The sequence below is a fragment of the Kitasatospora sp. NPDC092039 genome, from assembly GCF_044756065.1.
Lineage (GTDB): Bacteria > Actinomycetota > Actinomycetes > Streptomycetales > Streptomycetaceae > Kitasatospora.
The window spans coordinates 187,506-209,436 of sequence record NZ_JBIVSD010000016.1; the positions used below are offsets into that span (position 1 = coordinate 187,506).

Annotated in this window: 14 protein-coding genes; 7 read left to right on the plus strand and 7 right to left on the minus strand. The window is 73.6% G+C overall.

Translation table 11 applies throughout. The features are described from left to right. The first annotated feature begins 1,135 nt into the window (after positions 1-1,135). Entirely contained in the window at positions 1,136-1,612 is a 477-nt protein-coding gene (locus ACIQI7_RS28380; RefSeq protein WP_401115129.1) for a universal stress protein, read from the plus strand. Positions 1,613-1,770: 158 nt separating this feature from the next. Here ACIQI7_RS28380 and ACIQI7_RS28385 read toward each other — a convergent pair whose 3' ends face one another. The 4 genes from ACIQI7_RS28385 to ACIQI7_RS28400 all read right to left on the minus strand — a co-directional run bounded on the left by ACIQI7_RS28385 (position 1,771) and on the right by ACIQI7_RS28400 (position 8,240). Further along, positions 1,771-2,961 carry an acyl-CoA dehydrogenase family protein gene (locus tag ACIQI7_RS28385; RefSeq protein WP_380668090.1) on the minus strand — a complete coding sequence of 397 codons (1,191 nt, stop codon included), beginning with the start codon at positions 2,959-2,961 and terminating at the stop codon, positions 1,771-1,773. Positions 2,962-3,136: 175 nt separating this feature from the next. Then, positions 3,137-4,123 (minus strand): hydroxymethylglutaryl-CoA lyase, encoded by a 987-nt coding sequence (locus ACIQI7_RS28390; protein ID WP_401115062.1) that lies wholly within the window; start codon positions 4,121-4,123, stop codon positions 3,137-3,139. Further along, complete coding sequence (locus tag ACIQI7_RS28395; RefSeq protein WP_401115065.1) at positions 4,120-6,378, minus strand: biotin carboxylase N-terminal domain-containing protein; 2,259 nt, start codon at positions 6,376-6,378, stop codon at positions 4,120-4,122. The genes ACIQI7_RS28390 and ACIQI7_RS28395 overlap by 4 nt, the downstream gene beginning before the upstream one ends. Before the next feature lie 152 nt (positions 6,379-6,530). Continuing rightward, positions 6,531-8,240, minus strand: coding sequence for a carboxyl transferase domain-containing protein (locus tag ACIQI7_RS28400; RefSeq protein WP_401115068.1), 1,710 nt, complete (start codon positions 8,238-8,240; stop codon positions 6,531-6,533). A gap of 132 nt (positions 8,241-8,372) precedes the next feature. Here ACIQI7_RS28400 and ACIQI7_RS28405 point away from each other — a divergent pair, with 132 nt between their 5' ends. Further along, on the plus strand, positions 8,373-9,050 hold the full coding sequence (locus ACIQI7_RS28405) for a TetR/AcrR family transcriptional regulator (RefSeq protein ID WP_401115071.1): 678 nt from the start codon (positions 8,373-8,375) through the stop codon (positions 9,048-9,050). A 288-nt stretch (positions 9,051-9,338) separates the two neighbouring features. Further along, positions 9,339-13,364, plus strand: coding sequence for an ABC transporter ATP-binding protein (locus tag ACIQI7_RS28410; RefSeq protein ID WP_401115074.1), 4,026 nt, complete (start codon positions 9,339-9,341; stop codon positions 13,362-13,364). 54 nt (positions 13,365-13,418) lie between these two features. On the opposite strand, the gene ACIQI7_RS28415 is transcribed toward ACIQI7_RS28410, so the two are convergent. Beyond that, entirely contained in the window at positions 13,419-14,387 is a 969-nt protein-coding gene (locus ACIQI7_RS28415) for an ATP-grasp domain-containing protein (protein WP_401115077.1), read from the minus strand. A 124-nt stretch (positions 14,388-14,511) separates the two neighbouring features. On the opposite strand from ACIQI7_RS28415, the gene ACIQI7_RS28420 reads away from it, so the two are divergent. Continuing rightward, positions 14,512-15,078, plus strand: coding sequence for an NUDIX hydrolase (locus ACIQI7_RS28420; RefSeq protein WP_401115080.1), 567 nt, complete (start codon positions 14,512-14,514; stop codon positions 15,076-15,078). Between the two features lie 81 nt (positions 15,079-15,159). On the opposite strand, the gene ACIQI7_RS28425 is transcribed toward ACIQI7_RS28420, so the two are convergent. Then, the gene (locus tag ACIQI7_RS28425; protein ID WP_401115083.1) at positions 15,160-16,368 is read right to left on the minus strand and encodes a hypothetical protein; all 1,209 of its coding nucleotides are present in this window, start codon (positions 16,366-16,368) and stop codon (positions 15,160-15,162) included. A gap of 332 nt (positions 16,369-16,700) precedes the next feature. Further along, positions 16,701-17,807, minus strand: a complete 1,107-nt coding sequence (locus ACIQI7_RS28430; RefSeq protein ID WP_401115086.1) for an ABC transporter substrate-binding protein — start codon at positions 17,805-17,807, stop codon at positions 16,701-16,703. Between the two features lie 327 nt (positions 17,808-18,134). Between ACIQI7_RS28430 and ACIQI7_RS28435 the strand changes: the two genes are divergently transcribed. From ACIQI7_RS28435 to ACIQI7_RS28445, 3 genes are all read left to right on the plus strand, one after another. Next, positions 18,135-19,709, plus strand: a complete 1,575-nt coding sequence (locus tag ACIQI7_RS28435) for an APC family permease (protein WP_401115089.1) — start codon at positions 18,135-18,137, stop codon at positions 19,707-19,709. Positions 19,710-19,981: 272 nt separating this feature from the next. Further along, entirely contained in the window at positions 19,982-20,938 is a 957-nt protein-coding gene (locus tag ACIQI7_RS28440) for an LD-carboxypeptidase (RefSeq protein WP_401115092.1), read from the plus strand. Positions 20,939-21,015: 77 nt separating this feature from the next. Continuing rightward, on the plus strand, positions 21,016-21,690 hold the full coding sequence (locus ACIQI7_RS28445) for a nucleoside/nucleotide kinase family protein (RefSeq protein ID WP_401115095.1): 675 nt from the start codon (positions 21,016-21,018) through the stop codon (positions 21,688-21,690). The last annotated feature ends 241 nt before the right edge of the window (positions 21,691-21,931 follow it).

Here is a 21,931-nt window from a genome sequence, read left to right on the forward strand (position 1 = left end):
CCAGCGCCCACGCCTATGCACCTGGCAAATGCCAGACGGCGTCGCGAAGCCGTACGGAGTGGCCGAAACGGCCTCCGCGGGCCCGTGGCGGGTGGTGACCTGTGGGGCGGCCGGGGCTGTCGGGGCAGGTCTGACGTCACGGTTCGCGACGCACCGCAACGGATCGTCGCCGATCCATGACAGTCCGGTCACGGTGTCCCGTGGGGCTGTTGCGCCGCCCGGTCCGCTCAGTCAAGCTCCAGGGAACCTCTTTTCCGGAGGGGGCGCGATCGCCTCTCGGCGGGGCGCACTGCCTCGGCGGGCGCATCCCCCTTTCGCGGGAACAACGCCGCTCCGGGGCTTCCCCGTTGGGCGGGGCCCCCTGCCCGTCGTACTCTGAAAGGAACAGGTCACATACGGTGCTGCGCGGCGCAGACCGACGTCATCCCGTGGGCGGGCCTGCTGCCCGGGCAGCGTTGTCCTCCTCTCCTGTCGGCCCCTCTCCATCGAAGAGCCGTGAGCCATGGCTGGTTTTGAGCCTCCCCGACCGGTTGAACCGGACACGCCCCGCAGCGTGGGCCCGGACGGCGGGCCTCCCTCCGACCGCTCCGACGGCCGGGCCGAGGCGCGTGCCGACCAGCGTGGTGACGATCGTGGCGACCACGGTGAGGACGACCGCGTTGACCACCTCCGGGACGACCCCGACGGCGGCCGGGACGGCAGTCGGGACGGCGGCAGGGGTGACCGCAGCACGGGCGGCGACCGCGTGGACGGGCCTGCCGGCGGACGTGCCCACGGACGCGCCGACGTGCAACCCACCGCGTCCTCGGGTCGCGTCCCGGGTGGGCGGACGGAGCGCGAGCCGGCCGACGCCGCCGAGGAGGCCGAGGCGTCCGGAACGGCCGGCGAGGCCCGGTCGGCCGACGCCGCACCACCGGCGGAGCCAGGGGAGCCCGCCCCGGAGCGTGACGGCTCGCCGGGCTTCGCGCGCGCTCTGCGCGGCCTCGCCCGTCGGGGCAGCCTCGCCCGCCGTGACCGGCCAGGGCCCCGCCAGCGGCGTGGCGGGCCCCTGGCCGACCCCGCGGGGTCTCCGGTGACGGGCCGCCCGGGCCCGGGCGCAGAGCGCCCGCAGGCGCCCTCCGGTTCGGCTGACCCGCTGGGCGGGCACGCCGAGCCGTCCGGACGGGGCGCGCCGGCGCCGTCCCTCGACCCGGTGTTCCAGCACGGCGTGGTGGTCGGCTTCGACGGCTCGCTGTCGAGCGAGCGCGCCCTCGCCTACGCCGTCGGCATGGCCCGCCGTTCGCAGTGCGGCCTGGTGATCGTGCACGTCGCCAACCGCCTGCCCGCCACGGTCTGGGCAGGCTGCGAGCCGCCCGTCTTCGTCGACCTCCCCGACCACCGGACGGAGGTGCTCGGCCTGGAACTCGCCTGTGCGGACTTCCTCGCCGGGGTGCCGTGGATCCTGGTCGAGCGCGGCGGGGACATCTGCCACGAGATCGAGGAGGTCGGCCGTGAGTACGCCGCCGACGCGATCGTCGTCGGCACGACGCACGGTTTGCTCGGCAAGATCTTCGGTTCGGTCTCCGGGCGGCTGGCGCGGCGGGCCAACCGCCCGGTGATCGTGATCCCCTGAGGCCTCGTCGCCGAGGTTTCCCCCGAAGCCTCTCCCTGGTCTCCTCCTGATGCCACCTCCACTGTTCGGACACCCCGACTCTCGTCATGGCGCCGTGCGTTGAGCGGTGTTCAGGCCCGGTGGGCGGGGCTCAGGAGGAGACGATCAGGACATGGTCGTCACGAACCGACGCCGAGCTCCCGGGCGATGAGCATGCGCTGGACCTCAGACGTGCCCTCCCCGATTTCCAGGATCTTGCAGTCGCGCCAGAAACGGGCGACCGGGAATTCGTTCATGAAGCCGTACCCGCCGTGGATCTGGGTCGCCTCGCGGGCGTTGTCGACGGCGGCCTCGGACGAGTACAGCTTCGCGATCGCGGCCTCCTTCTTGAACGGTTCGCCGTGCAGCAGCCGGGAAGCGGCGTCCCGCCAGGCCAGGCGGGAGGTGTGGGCGCGCAGCTCCATGTCGGCAAGCTTGAACTGGATGGCCTGGTTGGCGCCGATCGGCCGGCCGAAGGCCCGGCGCTCGCCGGAGTACTTCACGGACTCGTCGACGCAGCCCTGGGCCAGGCCGGTGGCCAGGGCCGCGATCGCGATGCGGCCCTCGTCGAGGATCCGCAGGAACTGGGCGTAGCCTCGGCCACGCTCGCCCAGCAGGTTGGCCGCGGGAACGCGGCAGTCGGTAAAGGACAGTTCGCGGGTGTCGGATGCGTTCCACCCGACCTTCGAGTACTTCTTCGAGACCTGGAAGCCGGGGGTCCCGGTGGGCACGATGATGGACGAGATCTCCCGCACAGGCGAGCGGAATTCGCCCTCTTCACTCGAACGAGCGATCGGTTCGGTGAGCGCGGTGACGGTGACCAGTCCGGTGATGTCGGTGCCGGAGTTGGTGATGAAGCACTTGGTGCCGTTGATGACCCACTCGTCGGTGGCCTCGTCGTAGCGCGCCGTGGTGCGGGTGGCCCCCGCGTCCGAGCCGCCCTCCGGCTCGGTGAGGCCGAAGGCGCCGAGGAGTTCGCCCGAGGTCAGCCGGGGCAGCCACTCGCGCTTCTGCTCCTCGGTGCCGAAGCGGTGGATCGGCATCGCGCCGAGCGAGACGGCGGCCTCCAGGGTGATCGCCACCGAGGAGTCGACGCGGGCGAGCTCCTCCAGGGCGAGGCCGAGGGCGAAGTAGTCGCCGCCCATGCCGCCGTACTCCTCCGGGAAGGGCAGGCCGAAGAGCCCCATCCGCCCCATCTCCCGGACGATCTCGTAGGGGAACTCCTCCCGCTCGTAGAACTCGCCGATCTTCGGCGCCACCACGTCCTGGGCGAACTCGGCGACCGTGCGCCGCAGTTCCTCGTACTCGCTGCTGAGCCTGTGGTCGAGCATGGTGATCCTCCTGGCGCCCGGCCGGGTCGGCCGCGGACGTGAGCGGGGTGACCGGCGTCCGTCGGACGGTGTGACGGACGCACGATGTGATGGACGGACGGATGTCGAGCGGTGCGGATGGAGCGCGGCGCCGACCGGGTGCTGCGGACGGCCGGTGCCGGGACGGGGCGGGCGGTCAGCCCCCGGTGGAACCGAGCAGTGCCTGGACGGTGCGGGACGGGCTCGGGCGGCCGAGGCGCTCGGCCATCCAGCCGCTGGTCGCGACGAGGGAGCGCAGGTCGACGCCGGTCCGGATGCCGAGGCCGTGCAGCATCCAGACCAGGTCCTCGGTGGCCAGGTTGCCGGTGGCGCTCTTCGCGTACGGGCAGCCGCCGAGGCCGCCCGCCGAGGCGTCCACCGTGGTGACGCCCTCGCGCAGCGCCGCCAGGGTGTTGCTGAGCGCCTGGCCGTAGGTGTCGTGGAAGTGCACGGCGAGCCGGTCGACCGGGACGCCGGCCCGGGCGAAGCCCGCCAGCAGGGCGCCGACCTGGCCCGGTGTGGCGACGCCGATGGTGTCGCCGAGGCTCAGCTCCGCGCAGCCCAGCTCCAGCAGCTGCACGCCGAACCGGACCACCTGGTCGACCGGGACGGGGCCCTCCCACGGGTCGCCGAAGCACATCGACAGGTAGCCGCGGACCGCGACCCCGGCCTCGGTGGCCCGGGCCACGACCGGGCGGAACATCGCCATGGCCTCGTCCGCCGAGCGGTTGAGGTTGCGGCGGGCGAAGGTCTCGGTGGCGCTGGCGAACACCGCGATGTCGGCGGTGCGGTGGGCGAGCGCGCGGTCCAGGCCGCGCTCGTTGGGCACCAGCACCGGCAGCCGCAGGCCGGGGTGGCGCTCCGGCAGGTCGGCGAGCCTGGGGACCAGCTCCTCGGCGTCGGCCAGCTGAGGTACCCATTTCGGGTGAACGAAGCTGGTGGCCTCGACGGTGCGCAGCCCGGCGGCGGCGAGCCGGGCGATGAACTCGGCCTTCACCTCGACCGGGACCAGGGACTTCTCGTTCTGCAGGCCGTCGCGCGGTCCGACCTCGTGGATCCGGACCTCCTCGGGCAGGCCGGGGGCGCGGACCGGGGCGGGCAGGCCCAGGTCGAGGGCGTCGGGCTCGCGGGCGGGGGCGGTCACGACCGGACCTCCGCGGGCTCGGCGGGGGCGGCCGCCGGCTCGGCCGGGGCGTCCCCGGTCGCCGGGTCCTCGACCGGGTCGACCACGACGAGCAGGTCCTCCATCGCGACGGTGGCGCCGGCGGTGGCCCGCAGTTCGGCCACCACGCCGTCGTGCGGCGCGGCGATCACGTGCTCCATCTTCATGGCCTCCAGCACGAGCAGGGGCTGTCCCTTGCGGACCGTCTCGCCCGTCGTGGTCTTGACGACGGTGACGGTGCCGGGCATCGGGGCGGTCAGGGCGCCGTGGTGCGCCCCGGCCCCGGCGGCGCTCTCGACGACCGGGTCGTAGGCGTGCAGCGGCCAGGCGTCGCCCTCGGTGCCGAGCCAGGTCACCGGTCCGGCGGCGAGGCCGGGAGTGGCGTCGGTGGCCAGCGAGAACGTGGTCCGGAGGCCGTCGACGGTCAGGTGCAGCCGGTCCCCGGCCAGGGTCGCGCGGGCGCGGTGCGCGGGGCCCTCGGCGAGCCGGAGTTCCACCTCGTGGGTGGGGCCGGCGGAATTGTCAGTGGCATCGGCTACGTTGCCCGCAGTGATCGAACGGATGCGCACCGCCACCGGGTCCTGGCCGGGGGCTCGGAGTCGGTGGGTGGTCCAGGCGGGGGTGCCGCCCAGGCGCCAGCCGGAGGGAAGGGAGAACGGGTCGGTCCAGCCGTCGGGGTCGGCGGCCGGGGTGAGTTCCAGGTGCCGCGCCAGCGCGGCCGCGTAGTAGAGGAGGTGAGCGGGAGACGGCGGCTCGGCCGCCGCGGGCGCGTCCGGGGCGGTCGCGGTCGTGGGGGAGTACGGCGCGGTGAGCAGGGCCGGCTGCTCCTGGGCCGTCCGCTCCACCAGGCCGGTGTCCAGCCGACCGGCGGCGACCTCGGGGTGTGCGAGCAGTCGGCGCAGGAAGCCGGTGTTGGTGGTGACACCCAGGATGCGGGTGTCGGCCAGCGCCGCGCGGAGCCGGCGCAGCGCGGTCGGGCGGTCGGGCCCGTACGCGATGACCTTGGCGAGCATGGGGTCGTAGGCGCTGGTGACGACGGTTCCGGGGGCCACCCCGGAGTCGACCCGGATGCCCTCGCCCCGGGGCTCGTCCAGGGTGAGGATGCGGCCGCCGGTGGGCAGGAAGTCCCGTTCCGGGTCCTCGGCGCAGATGCGGGCCTCGATGGCGTGGCCCTGGAAGGAGATGTCCGACTGGGCGAATGAGAGCGGTTCACCGGCGGCGACGCGCAGCTGCCACTCGACCAGGTCGAGCCTGGCCGAGTCCGCGCCGACCGCGACGGCGAGTTCGGTGACGGGGTGTTCCACCTGGAGACGGGTGTTCATCTCCATGAAGAAGAAGTCCCGCACCCCCTCGGCGGCGGAGGCGGGGGCGTCCGGGTCGATGCCGGGGACGATGAACTCCACGGTGCCGGCGCCGGTGTAGCCGCAGGACTCCGCGGCGCGGACGGCCGCGGCGCCCATCGCGGCGCGGGTCTCGGCATTGAGGAGAACGGAGGGAGCCTCTTCGATCAGTTTCTGGTGGCGGCGCTGGAGGCTGCACTCGCGCTCGCCGAGGTGGACGGTGGTGCCGTGGGCGTCGGCGAGCACCTGCACCTCGATGTGGCGCGGTCGGTCGATCCAGCGCTCCAGCAGCAGGGTGTCGTCACCGAAGGCGGTGCGGGCGACGCGGCGGGCTGCGGCGATCTCGGTGGGCAGGTCGGCGGGGTCCCGTACCAGGCGCATGCCCTTGCCGCCGCCACCGGCGGACGGCTTGAGCAGGACGGGGTAGCCGATCTCGTCGGCGGCGGCGACGAGTTGCTCGTCGGTGGGCGCCGTGGCCTGGCTGCCGGGGACCACCGGAACGCCGGCGGCCCGGACGGCCTCCTTGGCATTGATCTTGTCGCCCATCAGCTCGACCGCACCGGGAGGTGGTCCGATGAAGACGAGGCCCGCGTCGGCGCAGGCGCGGGCGAAGCCGGGGTTCTCGGCGAGGAAGCCGTAGCCGGGGTGGACGGCCTGGGCGCCGGTGCGGCGGGCGGCGGCGAGGATCTGGTCGGTCCGCAGGTAGGTCTCGGCCGCCGAGCTGTCGCTGCGGTCGGCCGGGCCGAGCCGGACCGCGACGTCGGCCTCGCGGACGTGCGGCGCGTCGGCGTCCGCGTCGCTGAACACGGCGACCGAGCGGACGCCGAGTCGCCGCAGGGTGCGGATCACCCGCAGGGCGATCTCGCCGCGGTTGGCGACCAGAACTGTGTCGAACATGGGAGGCGTTCCTCCGGGTCGAGGGGAGCCGTACGAAGGAGGTGGCGGTGGGCGGTCGGGGCGCCGGCTCGGGTGGGCCGGCGCCCCGGGGAGTCACACCCGGAAGGGAGGGATCACGGACGCAGGGGTGACACGAGCCGGACGGGGCGGGATCACATGCGGAAGACCCCGTACGGAGCGGGCGGTGCCAGCGGGGCGTTGGCGCAGGCGGTGAGGGCGAGACCGACGACGGTGCGGGTGTCCATCGGGTCGATCACGCCGTCGTCCCAGAGCCGGGCGGTGGCGTAGTAGGCGTTGCCCTGGCGTTCGTACTGCTCGCGGACGGGGCGCTTGAACTCCTCCTCCGCCTCGGCCGGCCACTGCTCGCCGTGCGCCTCCAACTGGTCGCGGCGGACGGTGGCGAGGACGGAGGCCGCCTGCTCGCCGCCCATCACGGAGATCTTGGCGCCCGGCCACATCCACAGGAAGCGGGGTGAGTAGGCCCGGCCGCACATCGAGTAGTTGCCGGCTCCGTACGAGCCGCCGATCACCACGGTCAGCTTCGGGACGCGGGTGCAGGCGACGGCGTTGACCATCTTGGCGCCGTTCTTGGCGATGCCGCCCGCCTCGTACTGCCGGCCGACCATGAACCCGGTGATGTTCTGGAGGAAGAGGAGGGGGATGCCGCGCTGGTCGCACAACTCGATGAAGTGGGCGCCCTTGAGGGCCGACTCGGAGAACAGCACGCCGTTGTTGGCGACGATGCCGACCGGGTGGCCGTGGATCCGGGCGAAGCCGGTGACCAGGGTCGAGCCGTACTCGGCCTTGAACTCGGCGAACCGGCTGCCGTCCACCAGGCGGGCGATCACCTCGCGCACGTCGTAGGGCGTGCGCGGGTCGACCGGCACGGCCCCGTACAGGCCCGCCGGGTCGACGGCCGGCGGCTCGACCGGGGTGAGCGGCCACGGCCTGGCCTCGCGCGGGCCGAGCCCGGCGACGATGTTGCGGACGATGGAGAGGGCGTGGGCGTCGTCCTCGGCCAGGTGGTCCGTCACGCCCGAGGTGCGGGAGTGCAGGTCGCCGCCGCCCAGCTCCTCGGCGGTGACCACCTCGCCGGTGGCGGCCTTCACCAGCGGCGGCCCGCCCAGGAAGATCGTGCCCTGGTTGCGGACGATCACGGCCTGGTCGCTCATCGCCGGGACGTAGGCGCCGCCGGCCGTGCACGAGCCGAGCACGGCGGCGATCTGCGGGATGCCCGCGGCGGAGAGCCTGGCCTGGTTGTAGAAGATCCGGCCGAAGTGGTCGCGGTCCGGGAAGACCTCGTCCTGCATCGGGAGGAAGGCGCCGCCGGAGTCCACCAGGTAGACGCAGGGCAGCCGGTTCTCCAGCGCGACCTCCTGGGCGCGCAGGTGCTTCTTCACCGTCATCGGGTAGTAGGTGCCGCCCTTGACGGTGGCGTCGTTGGCGACCACCACCACCTCGCGTCCGGCGACCCGGCCGATGCCGGCGATCACACCGGCCGCGGGGGCGGCGCCGTCGTACATCCCGTCGGCGGCCAGCGGGGCCAGCTCCAGGAACGGGGACGCCGGGTCGAGCAGGGTGTCCACCCGGTCGCGGGGCAGCAGCTTGCCGCGCGCGGTGTGCCGGGCGCGGGCCTTGGCACCGCCACCCAGGGCGGCCGCGTCGAGCTTCGCGCGCAACTCGGCGACCAGGGCTCGGTGCGCCTCGGTGTTGGCGCGGTAGGCCTCCGAGCCGGGGTCGACCGAGCTGCCGAGCCGGGGGGCCGGTGCGGCGGCCGCGGACGGTGCGGCGCCGGGCGCCGCCGTGCCGGTCGCTGCGCTGAGCCGGACACCGGTGGGTGTGCCGGCGGTTGAGATGACCATTCCCAAGAGCTCCCTTGCCCTCGGCACCAGGTGGGCAGCCGGGTGCGGTCCGCCCGTGATCGCCACGTTAATTAACGTTAACTTACGCAGCCAGGTTAACGACCGATAACCCGACTGTCTACGATGGGCGGCATGCCGAACGTCCCCGCCGCCTCCGCGCTCCCCCGTCGCGACCAGATCCGCCGGGAGGCGGCGAGGCTGTTCGCCGCCCGCGGCTTCCTCGGGGTGGGCGTGGACGAGATCGGCAAGGCCGTCGGGATCAGCGGGCCCGGCCTCTACCGCCACTTCGCCGGCAAGGACGCGATGCTCGCGGACCTGCTGATCGGCATCAGCGAGCGCCTGCTGGACGAAGGGCGCCGCCGGGCGGGCGGCGGCGAAGGCCCGGTCGCCGCACTGGACGCGCTGATCAGCGGCCACGTCGACTTCGCCCTCGACGACCGGGACCTGATCACCCTGCACGACCGCGAGCTGCTGAACCTCAAGGAGGAGGACCGCCGCACCGTCCGCCGCCTCCAGCGCGGCTACGTCGAACTGTGGGTGGACGTGGTCCGGCAGGCCTACCCGCCGCTGGCCGACCCCGCCGCCGAGCCGGTGGCGCGCGCCACCGTGCACGCCGTCTTCGGCCTGATCAACTCCACCCCGCACAGCCTCGGCCCGAACCCGGACCAGGGGGAGCGCGCCGCCCTCCAGCGCGACGGCATGGCCGCGCTGCTCCACACCCTCGCCCACGGCGCGTTCGCGGCGGCCGCGGACTCCGCCGCCGGCCCCGGTGACGGCCCTCGCGACGATGCGGCGTCCGCGGGGTCCTGAGCCACGCGGGCCCCGCGCGCCTCGGCGGTCGGCCCGTCCCGGGACCTAGTCCCAAAGGACGGCGCCCGCCCGCCCCTGGCCGCTGGGTGCCGTGCGTGCCGTCGGTGACCCTGGAGGCGGCCGGAGAGGAACCGGCCCTGCGCGTGTTCGATCGGGAATCAGCGCAGGCCGCAGGCTGTTGGCCTGTCCGCCGGACCGGACGATCCGGGCTGCCCCGGCCCGCCCCGACCTCGCCCGGGTCGGAAACGGCGTGGCGGCCACCCGACGAAATGGTTAGCATCCCTAAATATGCCTGAGACTCACGGATCCACGGTGGAGCAATCCCCGAGCGGCCCCCCGGCCCCCGGCCCGACCCCGGAGGTCCCCGTCGACAGTCCGCAGGGCGCCGCCGAGAACGCCGGAGCGGCCGCCGAAGACGCCGAGCCCGCCGCCGAGAAGACCGAGTCGGCCGGCTGGCTGCGCCGTCTGGTCGGCTACAGCTGGCGGTCCCGTCGCAGCCTTCTGCTCGCCTTCGGCGCCTCACTCCTCGGCATGGCCGTCACCGCGTTGGTGCCGCTGGTCACCAAGCTGATCATCGACGACGTCATCGTCGCCCACACCCGTTCGCTGGCCCCCTGGGCGGTGGTGCTCCTGCTCGCCGCCCTCGTGGTCTTCGGCTGCACCCAGGTCCGCCGCTACTACGGCGGCCAGCTCGCGCTCGACGTCCAGCACGACATGCGCAGCGACCTGTTCCGCTCGCTCGGCCGGCTCGACGGCCACCGCCAGGACCGGCTGGACACCGGCCAGGTGGTCGGGCGCGCGACCTCCGACCTCCAGCTGGTCAACGGCCTGCTCTCGATGCTGCCGATGATGACCGGCTACCTGCTGATGTTCGTCATGTCGCTCGTCGTGATGGTCTGGCTGTCCCCGCCGCTCACCCTGATCGCCCTGGTCATGGCCCCCGCGCTGTGGTGGGTCTCGGTGCTCAGCCGCAAGCGCCTCTTCCCCGCGACCTGGGCCGCCCAGCAGGAGGCCGCCGCCGTCGCGGGCGTGGTGGACGGCGCGATCGGCGGCGTCCGCGTGGTCAAGGGCTTCGGCCAGGAGGCGCAGGAGCTCGACAAGCTGGAGACGGCCTCCCGCAACCTCTTCGCGGCCCGGCTCCGATCGATCCGGCTGAACGCCCGCTACAACCCGGCGATGCAGGCGATCCCGGCGCTCGCCCAGGTCGGCGTCCTGGCCTTCGGCGGCTGGCTGGCCGTCGACGGCCGGATCACGCTCGGCACCTTCGTCGCCTTCTCCACCTACGTCGCCCAGATGACCGGCCCGGTGCGGATGCTGACCATGGTCATCACCGTCGGCCAGCAGGCCCGGGCCGGCGTCGAGCGCGTGCTGCAGCTGGTCGACGAGCGCCCGCTGGTCCAGGAGCGCCCGGACGCCCGCACCCTGGACCTCGCGCACGGCGCCACCCCGGCGCACGGCGACACCCCGGCGAGCGGCGCCCCCGTCGGAGCGCTGACCCCCGACGTCGCCCTGGAGTTCGACCAGGTCGAGTTCCGCTACGACCCCGAACACCCCGCCCCCGTCCTGCACGGCCTCAGCCTGAAGCTGGCCCCCGGCGAGACCCTCGCCCTGGTCGGCGCCTCCGGCTCCGGCAAGTCGACGGTGGCCCAGCTGGTGCCCCGCTTCTACGACCCCGCCGCAGGCACCGTCCGCCTGTACGGCCACGACCTGCGCGACCTCACCCTGGACTCGGTCCGCGCGACGGTCGGCATCGTCCCCGAGGAGAGCTTCCTCTTCTCCGAGTCGGTCCGCACCAACATCGCCTACGGCCGCCCGGACGCCACGGACGAGCAGGTGGTCGCCGCCGCCCGCGCCGCCCAGGCCGACGAGTTCGTCCGCGCGCTGCCGGACGGCTACGACACCAAGGTCGGCGAGCAGGGCCTGACCCTCTCCGGCGGTCAGCGCCAGCGCATCGCACTGGCCCGGGCGATCCTCACCGACCCCCGGATCCTGCTGCTGGACGACGCCACCTCGGCGGTGGACCCGCAGATCGAGGCGGAGATCCACGACGCGCTGCGCTCGGTGATGACCGGCCGCACCACGCTGCTGATCGCCCACCGCCGCTCGACCCTCCAACTCGCCGACCGGATCGCCGTCCTGGAACGCGGCCGGCTGCTGGACCTCGGAACCCACGAGGAACTCGAAGCCCGATGTCCCCAGTACCGGGCCCTGATCACCGACCCCGAGGCCGGTCGCACCGGTCGGCAGTCCACCTCCGAGGAGGCAGCCCCCGAGGGGGCGGCGGCCGAGGGGGCAGCCGCCGAAGCGGCGCCCGCTACGGATTCCGCAACGCAGCCCGCAACGGCGTCCGGGCGGGAAACCGAGCAGCAGGCCGCCGCCGGAACCGGCGGACCCCAGGCCGCCTCCGCCCCCGCCCTCCCCACCCTCCCCACCCCCGCCCTGGCCAAGGCCGCCCGTACCGCCGACGCCGACTTGCTGGACAAGGTCGCGGCCCTCCCGCCCGCCTCCGACACCCCGGCCGTGCCCCGCGCCGAGGCCGAGGCCGGCGACCCCGACTTCACCCTCTGGCGCCTGCTGCGCGCCTTCCGCACCCCGCTGCTCATCGCCCTCCTGCTGGTCGCCCTGGACGCGGCCGCCGGGCTGGTACTGCCGGTGCTGATCCGGCACGGCATCGACGAGGGCGTCCGCAAGGGCCTGATGGGCGGCGTCGCGGTGGCCTCGCTCACCGCCCTCGTCGTGGTCCTGCTGGACTGGGCGGTGCAGGGCGCCGAGAACCGGGTCAGCGGCCGTACCGGCGAGCGCGTCCTCTACACGCTCCGGCTCAAGATCTTCGCCCACCTCAACCGGCTCGGCCTGGACTACTACGAGCGCGAGCTGACCGGCCGGATCATGACCCGGATGACCACCGACCTGGACTCGCTGACCTCCTTCCTCCAGACCGGCATGGTCACCGCCGTGGTCAGCCTGCTGACCTTCGCCGGGATCTTCGCCGCCCTGCTGATCATCGACGCCGGCCTGGCCCTGGTGGTCTTCGCCGTCCTGCCGCTGCTGGTGATCGCCACCCTGGTGTTCCGCAAGAAGTCCAGGGACCAGTACGAGCGCTCCCGCGACCTGATCAGCGCCGTCAACGCCGACCTCCAGGAGAACGTGGCCGGCATGCGGATCGTCCAGGCCTTCCGCCGCCTGGACACCAACACCGACCGCTTCGTGGCCCGCGGCATCGCCTACCGCGACGCCCGGGTCCGGGCCCAGCTCTACATCTCGCTGTACTTCCCGTTCGTCCAGTTCCTCTCCAGCCTGGCCGCCGCGCTGGTGCTGATAGTCGGCGCCGCCCGGGTCGACGCCGGGACGCTGACGGTCGGTGCGCTGGTCGCGTACCTGCTGTACATCGACCTGTTCTTCGCGCCGGTCAACCAGCTGTCCCAGGTCTTCGACGGCTACCAGCAGGCCTCGGTGGGCCTCGGCCGCATCCGCGAGCTGCTGCGCACCCGGACCACCACCGCCGAGGCGGCCGACCCGGTGCCGGTGGCCAAGGGGCTGCGCGGCGAGATCTCCTTCGAGGGGGTCGGTTTCGCCTACAACGGCGGTGCGGACGGCGCCCCGACGGTGCTGAGCGGCGTGGACCTGCACATCCCGGCCGGGCAGACGGTGGCGCTGGTCGGTGAGACCGGAGCCGGCAAGTCGACGCTGGTGAAGCTGGTCGCCCGGTTCTACGACGCGACGGAGGGCACCGTCCGGGTGGACGGGGTCGACCTCACCCGCTACGACCTGGCGCAGTACCGCCACCGCCTGGGCGTGGTGCCGCAGGAGGCGTACCTGTTCGCGGGCACGGTCCGCGAGGCGATCGCGTACGGCCGGCCGGACGCCTCGGCGGCCGAGGTCGAGGCGGCGGCCCGGGCGGTCGGCGCGCACGACATGATCGTCCGGCTCTCGGGCGGCTACGACCACGAGGTGGCCGGCCGCGGGCGCAACCTGTCGGCGGGCCAGCGCCAGCTGATCGCGCTGGCCCGGGCCGAGCTGGTCGATCCGGACATCCTGCTGCTCGACGAGGCCACCGCGGCCCTCGACCTGGCCACCGAGGCGATGGTCAACCAGGCCGCGGACCGGCTCAGCGGCGGACGTACCACCCTGGTCATCGCCCACCGGCTGACCACCGCCGAGCGCGCCGACCGGGTGATCGTGCTGGACCACGGCCGGGTGGTCGAGGACGGCACCCACACCGAACTGCTCGCCCGGGGCGGCGCCTACGCCCGGCTCTGGCAGGCGTTCATCGCCGACGGCCACCCGGCGGTCGAGGCCGTCGCCGCCGGATAGGGCCCTCCCCCCGCCGGCCTGCGAACCGCCTGGCGGCCCGTCACGCACGGGCCGTCAGGCGGCGATCAGTGCGGCCAGCAGACCCGAGGCGTCGATCCCGCGCGGCAGGTCGCTCACCTGGCCGTCCCCGACTTCGACCACCCGCCAGCCGGAGCCGTCCGCCCGGCTGGCGAGGTCGGTGGTGACGAAGCGGCAGCCGAGCCTGCGGACCAGCGCCGGAACGTGGGTGAGGTCGGGCTCGACGGCCCGGCGCGGGGCGTCCGGGTGCGGCCCGACCAGGACGGGCCGGCCGTCGAGCCACCACACCCGGGCCTCCACGGCCCGCCCGTCACCGTCAACGGCGTCAGCGCCGTCAGCGCCGCCCATGACCGGTTCCGTGTCCGGCGCCATGACCGGTCCTTCCGCCGGGACGCCCGCGCGCTCGAACTCCTCGTACCGCCGCAGCACCACGCCGCCCGCCAGGAACTCGCCCTGCAGTTCGACGAACCGTTCCACCACCCGGCCGACGGCCGCCAGGTCGGCCAACTCGGGTACGTAGCAGGCCTCGTGCCACTCGTGCTTGCGCGACTTCACGTAGTCCTTGACGATCGCCGGCCCCTGCCCGCCGAGCCGGGCCACGGCCTGCGCCAACTCGGCCGGACCGGGCACCACCGGTCCGTCGGACGGGATCCACGCACTGGCCGGGGTCGCGCCCTCGAACACGTCGTACCAGCCGGGCAGTTCGTGGGCCGTCGCGTAACCGTGCGCGCTGGTCAGCAGGTTGCCGCCACGGGCGGCGAGCGCGGCGGCGAAGTCGGCGTACCGGGCGGAGGGCAGCATCCAACCCCGGTACCAGAGCGGGCCGCTGTCCCTCGGCACCCGCCGGACGGCCTCCTCGGCCCGGCCGGCGAGCAGCCCGTCGTGGTCGACCAGGTGGTGGTCGCCGCCCGACTCCCGCAGCATCCTGGCCTCCCAGGCGAAGTGCGGGTCGGGCCGGCGCGGGTTGAGCGGATCGGCGGGAAAGATGATCGCGGGTACGGGCATGGCCGTCAGGGTACGGCCGCCCGGCGGGTCCCGCGCCCGCCACGACGGACCGGCCGGATCGAGCACCCGACCGGAGTGCCGAAACCGCTCGACGCCTCCGGGCGACCGCTGCGAGAGTGACCCGATGCGAAATCTGCTGCGTTCCCCCAGACGCCGGCCGAGGCAGGCCGCCCGCACGGTGGTCCTGGACGAGAACGGCTCGGTCTTCCTGCTCCGTTCGGACAACGACGAGGTCGGCGTGCACTGGACCATGCCGGGCGGCGGACTGGAACGGGGCGAGACCCCGTGGGACGGCGCCCGGCGCGAGCTGTGGGAGGAGACGGGCTGGAGCGACCTCGAACCCGGCCCGCTGCTCTGCACCTGGGAGCACGACTTCACCTGGCACGGCACCCCGGTCCGCCAGTACGAGCACATCTACCTCACCGGCGGACCGCACCGCGGCCCGGTCGGCGACGTCAGCACGGTGCACGCCCTCGACCGGATCCTGGACTGGCGCTGGTGGACCCCTGCCGACCTCGCCGACGAGAACGCCGACGCGCTCTGGCCGCCCGCGCTGCCGGAACTGCTGGACGCGGTCCGCGCCGGCTGGGCGGTGGACGGGCGGCCGCCGGTGCCCGTGGACCTCGGGTACGTCCCGAACGCTCCGGCCACCCGCCAGGCCCGCCCGGCCCGCTCGTCCGAGGACGGCTGACCGCCGCTGACCGCGCTTGGGCGTGGCCGAACGGGGCTGAACGTGGTTGAACGCGGCTGAACGGGGCCCGGCGGAGCGGGACTACGCGCGCCCGCCGCGCCGGGCCCGTCCGGCCGGAGCGGGCTCCCAGCCGTGCAGTTCCAGCTCCCGGTCGTGCAGCGCGGCGGGGTTCATCAGCACCGTCAGCCGGGCGTCGGCCAGTTGCTCGAAGCCGAGCCCGGTGGCGGTCAGCAGCTGGTCGGTCGACACCGAGACGGCGATGGCGGGCCGCCAGGACGGCAGCACGACCAGGCAGGTGCCGAGGCCGACCCGGATCGGCCGGGCCGCCACCCGGACCGGCTCGCGTTCCTCCGGCCGACCGGGCGCCTCGACGGGCCCGGGGCTGCCGCCGATCAGGATGCCGAGCGGCGGTTCGGCCCACGAGGCCCCGGCGGACGGGCCGGTGGAGGGACCGGCACCGGGACCGGTAGCGGGACCGACGACGAAGGAGCCGGCCGCGCCGTCGCCCCGGACGTCGGCTCGAACTCCGGCCCCGGCTCCGAGCGGCGGCACCTGCGCCACCGCTCCCGCCGCACCGCCGGGTCCGTCCGTCCATCCGGCGGCACCCGGCAGGCCCGTTCCGGTCGGGCCGGACGCGGCCGTCTCCCGTGCGGTCGCCCCCTGCCCGGTCTGGTCGGCCTGCGGGTGCATCCGGCGCAGTCGCCGTGAGGGCGACGGCCGCCGGGACACCAGGATCCGCGGCTCCTCGCGCACCGGACGAGGGGCCGGCACGGACAGGGAGCCCTCGGACGGCGCGGCGACGGACCCGAACCGGACGAATCCGGCCCCGGCTCCGGCCCCGCTCCCGGTCGGTCCGTCGAGGGCCCCGGGTGTCGCGGCAGCGCGGTCGGTGGAAGCACCGGGCGCGGCGGGACCGTCCTCGGCCTGCGCGTCCGTGTCTTCCTCCGCGTCCGCGTCCGCGCCGAGCAGGGCCCGCACCTCGGTGACCGGTCGGTGGCACGCCTCCGCCAGCTCGGCGACGGAGCGGCCCTGGGCGCGCGCGGTCCGCAGCCGGTCGGCGAACGCCGCCCGCAGCCGCTCGGTGGTCGGATCGCCGTCGGCCGGGCCGCCGTCGGCCTCCGGACCGGGCGCGGTCGGGACGGGCGGAGCCTCCGCGTCGTACCGGCTGCGCGGCCGCGGCACCGAGTCGTGGCGCGGCGCACCGCCCTGGCGCGCCGCCCCGTCCGGGGTGCCGGGTGCGGCCGCACCGGGCTCGGCGGCGGTCGCGATCGAGCACATCGGGCCGGTCACGGTGGACGGGGGAGACGATCCGTTGCTGTCCCCGGGCGGACCGGGCAGGGACGGGTCGGTTACGGCGGGATGGAGCGAGGTCATCGGCGGGCCCTTCGGGGAATGGTCCCGACGATCCTCCCGCACCAGGCGATCAGCTCCAAGCGTCGGACCCGACGGAGTGCGCGATACCACCGCGAGAAGGCCGCGACACCCCTGCGGGACCGTCGCGGAGCCACCCCCGGATCGTCCAGGACAGCGTCCGGCGAACACCGTTGCCCCCGGCGGGGGTCGACGCCCGGTACCGCCCGTCGACCCCGCGCTCACCGCCGGCCACACACCGCCGGGTGGGATCAACTACCGGGCGCGACGAAGCCCTTGAGGTCGGAGAGCACCGCGTTCGCCGCCATGACACCGAGCCCGAGGAACCAGGTCTCGTCCGAAACCGGCCGGGCCTGACCGGACTTGACCGCACCGAGGGTCTTCCAGAGCGCGCCGCCCAGCACCGCGTCCTGGTTGGTCGAGCTGGGGCTGCCGTACACGCCGTAGAAGATCCAGTCGGCGTCGGCCTTGTCGATCTGTTCCGGGCTGACCTCCACCGCGAGCTCCTGGACCTGCTCGATCTTGGGCTGCGGCAGCGGCACGTCGGTGAGGATGGTCCCGATGAAGGAGAGCTCGGCGTAGAGCCGGGTCCGGCCCGGCATGAAGCGCAGCGGCGTGATGGTGGGCCGTTTGTCGCCGAGCTTCGCGCCGATCGCCGAGGCCGCCGCCTGGTACGCGTCGAGCTGCGCCTTGGCCTCCGCCTCCAGGCCGAACACGCTCGCGTTGAGCAGGAAGTTCTGCTTCCAGGGGTAGCCGGGGCGCAGCGAGAAGACGGTCGGCGCGATCTTGGAAAGCTGCGCGTACTGGTCCTGGGCGCGCAGCTGGCTGCCGAGGATCAGGTCCGGCTTGAGCGCGGCGATCGCCTCCAGGTTGAGGCTGTTGATGGTGCCGACGGCGGCGGGGCTGCCGGCCTTGTCCTTGAGGTAGGACGGCAGGGACTTGGAGCCGTCGGTGTGCACGACGCCGACCGGCTGGACGCCGAGGGCGACGACGTTGTCGAGCTCGCCGGTGTCCAGCACCACGATCCGGGTGGGCCTGGCCGGGATGACGGTCTCGCCCATCGCGTGCCTGACGGTGCGCGGGTAGACGCCGGGGGCGGCGTCGGTGCCGAAGCCCTTCATCTTCTCGACCACGGTCGCGTAGTCGTCGCCGCCCTGCTTGACCGACTTCTGGTTCGGGGAGGAGCCGCCGCCGGCCGGGGTCGAACCGCCGCTGCCGCCGGATCCACCGGAGCTGCCGCAGGCGGTGAGCAGTCCGCCGAGGCCGAGCACCGCCCCGCCGGCGATCGCCGTGGCGAGGAACCGGCGGCGGCCGGAGGTGCGGGGGGAGAGGGCCAGGTCGTCGGAGGTGGGGGACACGCGACGCTCCGTTCACGGGTTGAGATTAGGTTAGGCAAACCTATCCGATTCCGGCGGCGGTGGACTTCCGACCCTGCCTGCGGTGCGGGGGCAAACCATGTCGAACCTTGGCAAAACGGAGTAATTCTCTTGACCCGACACCTTTGAAACAAAGGTACATGCGTTGACAGGCCGTTAATACATCAGACTGCGTGCGCCCTGCAAGGAGGAATCGAAGCACGTGGTTCAGATCACCAAGGGTTGGTCTACTCAACCTTCCGTACCCGCATCTAGGGTGCGCTGGTGTTTGATCAGCAGCTCTCAGAGCACACGAGCAGCGGCCGGGCAATGGCGCCCGGCGCTCCGCAGGGTGCCCCGGTCAGTGGCACCAGTGGTGGAGTCCCCGCAGATCAGGGGACCGCTGGGGGAGCGGGGGACAAGGGTCTACGGGGCGGTTCCGTCGGCCTGTTGAGCAGTGTGGTGCTGGGCGTCTCGACGGTCGCCCCGGTCTACTGCCTGACCGCCACACTCGGCCCGACCGTCACCGCGGTCGGCGTCCAGATGCCCGCGGTGTTCCTCGCGGGCTTCCTGCCGATGCTGCTCGTCGCGTTCGCGTACAAGGAGCTGAACAAGGCCTTCCCGGACTGCGGCACGTCCTTCACCTGGGGCGTCCGGGCCTTCGGGCCCCGGGTCGGCTGGATGGCCGGCTGGGGCCTGACGGTGGCGACCATCATCGTGCTCTCCAACCTGGCCGGGGTCGCGACCGACTTCCTGTACCTGATGCTCGGGGAGATGACCGGCAGCGACTGGGTCACCGAACTCGACCAGAACAAGGCCGTCCACCTGCTCACGGTGGTCCTGCTGATCGCCGGCGCCACCGCGATGAGCTACCGGGGGATGACCGCCACCAAGTGGTTCCAGTACGGCCTGGTCGGCCTCCAGCTGGCCGTCCTGGTGCTCTTCTCCGTCATCGCCATCGGCAAGGCGGCCGCCGGCGACCTGCCCGACTCGGTCGGCTTCTCCTTCTCCTGGCTCAACCCGCTCGAGGTCAGCTCGTTCAGCGCGTTCACCGCCGGCCTGTCGCTGTCGATCTTCATGTACTGGGGCTGGGACACCTGCCTGACCATGAACGAGGAGACCCAGGGCAGCGCCAAGACCCCCGGACGCGCCGCGATGATCTCCATGGTCACCCTGGTCGGCTCGTACCTGCTGGTCGCGATCGCCTCCCAGATGTTCGCGGGCGTCGGCAGCACCGGCAACGGCCTCGGCAACCCGGCCACCGCCGACAACGTCTTCGCCGCGCTGGCCCGCCCGGTGCTCGGCTCGCCGTGGAGCATCCTGCTCTTCCTGGCCGTCGTCGCCAGCGCCGCCGCCAGCCTGCAGACCACCTTCATCCCGGTGGCCCGCACCCTGCTCGCGATGAGCGCCTACCGCGCCGTGCCGCCGCGCTTCGGCGCGGTCCACCCGCGCTACCGCACCCCCGGCTACGCCACCGTCGCGGCGGGCATCGCCACCGCGGTCTTCTACGTCGGCATGAGCCTGATCAGCGAGAACGTCGTCCAGGACACCATCCTGGCGCTCGGTCTGATGATCTGCTTCTACTACGCGCTGACCGCCTTCGCCTGCGTCTGGCACTTCCGCCGGTCGCTGCGCACCGGTGCCCGGGACCTGCTGCTCAAGGGCGTCGCCCCGCTCCTCGGCGGTGTGCTGCTCAGCGCGGTCTTCCTGCAGACCCTCACCGATGCCTGGGCCCCCGACTACGGCAGCGGTTCGGTCCTCGGCGTCGGCTCGGTCTTCGTGATCGGCGTCGGCATCCTGCTGCTCGGCGCCGGGCTGATGACCTGGTACGGCTTCGTCCGGCCGGAGTTCTTCCGCGGCGAGACGCTGCACAAGGACACCCAGGCGCTGGTCGTGGAGGACTGACACCACGACCGTCGGGCGCGTGAAGCGCTTCCCTGGCCTGTGCTGCCGGCCGTCCTGGAACGGCCACCAGCACAGGCCTGCGCAGGGCCGTCCGGGATGGACGGCCCTGCCGCGTTTCCCGCGCTCCAGCAGGACGCCTTCCGCGGATCCCGGCAGCGGACCGCCACCCGCGCACATCGGCCGGTCGACCCAGGGGCATATCGTCACCGGGCGGTCGCGGCCACGGGGCGACCGCCCGCATCCCGCTCCCGCGCCCGAAAGGCGGCCCGGCCATGGACCAGCACCCGACCACAATCGGCCAGGGGCTGACCCGCCCGTCGCACCTGAGCCCCGGCGACCACATCGCCGTCATCGCCCCCAGCGGCCCCGTCGACGCCGAACGCCTCGCCGCCGGGTGCGCGATCCTCCGCTCCTGGGGGCTGCGCGTCACCGTCGCTCCGCACGCCCTCGACACCCACCCCGCCCTCGGCTACCTGGCCGGCACCGACGCCGACCGTGCCGACGACCTCCGGTCCGCCTGGCTCGACCCCACCGTCGACGCCGTCATCTGCGCCCGCGGCGGGTACGGCGTGCACCGCATCGTCGACCTGCTCGACTGGACCGCGATGCGCACCGCCCGGCCCAAGCCCTTCATCGGCTTCAGCGACGTCAGCTCCCTGCACGAGGCCTTCGCCCAGCGCCTCGGCCTCGCCACCCTGTACGGACCGCTGGCCGCCGGGGCCTCCTTCGTCTCCGACGGCCCGACCGCCGAGCACCTGCGCCGCACCCTCTTCGACCCCGCCGCCGTCACCGTCCTCACCTCACCCACCGCCGCCCCGCTCGTCCCCGGCCGGGCCCGCGGCGTCACGGCCGGCGGCTGCCTCCACGTCCTCACCGCCGAGCGCGGCACGCCCGCGGCCCGGCCCTCGTACGAGGGCGACATACTGCTGCTCGAGGACGTGAACGAACACCCCTACCAACTCGACCGGCTGCTCACCCAGCTCCTGCGCTCCGGCGCCCTCGACGGCGTGGCCGGCCTGGTCCTCGGCTCCTGGGAGGGTTGCGGACGGCCCGAACGGGTCCGCGAGGTGATGCTCGACCGGCTCGGGGGGCTCGGCGTCCCCGTCCTCTGGGAGCTGGGCTTCGGCCACTGCCCGTCCACCCTCACCGTGCCGCTCGGCGTTCCCGCCCTGCTCGACGCCGATGCCGGCACCCTCACCCTGAACCTGCCCGCGCTCGCCGACCGCTGAGCAGGCCGACCGCCGAGCAATCCGAGCGCTGAACAGACCGAGCGCCGAGCAGACCGGCCGCTGAGTAAGGTGCGGCCATGAACGAGGACCGCCTCACCGCCCTTGCCCTCGACTTCCTCCACGGCCCGGGCAGCAACGCCCGCACGATCCTCGGACTTGCCGGCCCGCCCGGCGCCGGCAAGTCCACCCTGGCCCGCCACCTGGTAGCCGAGGTCGAACGCACCGAGGGCCCCGGCACCGCCGCCTACGTCCCGCTCGACGGCTTCCACCTCTCCGGTACCCAGCTCGACCGCCTCGGCCTGACCCACCGCAAGGGCGCCCCGAGCACCTTCGACGCCCACGGCTACGTCGCCCTGCTGCGCCGCATCGCCGGCGACCGCTTCCAGGACATCTACGTGCCGGACTTCGACCGCACCCTGGACGAACCGGTCGCCGCCCGTCATGTGGTCCGCCCGCACACCCGTCTCGTCATCACCGAGGGCAACTACCTCGCCTCCACCGACGCCCCCTGGTCCGACGCCCGCCGACTGCTGCACGAGCTCTGGTACGTGCACACCGACGACGACGTCCGCGAGGAGCGCCTGCTCCGGCGCCACCGCGACGGCGGCCGCGACGAGGCCGCTGCCCGCCACTGGGTCACCGGCAACGACCGTCCCAACGGGGAGTACGTGAAGCCCGGCCGGACACTCTGCACGAGGACCGTCTCCGGGACGGGTTTGCCTCCGGCGCCCGACAGGGGTAGTGTTTTCTAGTCGCTCGGCAGGGAGCACCGGACACGCGTCTGCGCGGACGGTCCCGGGGCGGCCAATCCTCTGAAACACCACTTCCGGCTGGTGCCGGTCGTTTCGCTTTTTCGCGTGACGGCCTGGTGCTTATTCGGCGTGCACGTTTAATTGGGTTGCGGCTGGATTCGCTTTTCGGAGCGGGGATCGGCTAGAGTTTGAAACGTCGGACGGGGCGTCAAACCCCGGAAGGCACCGGCGAGTTGGATGA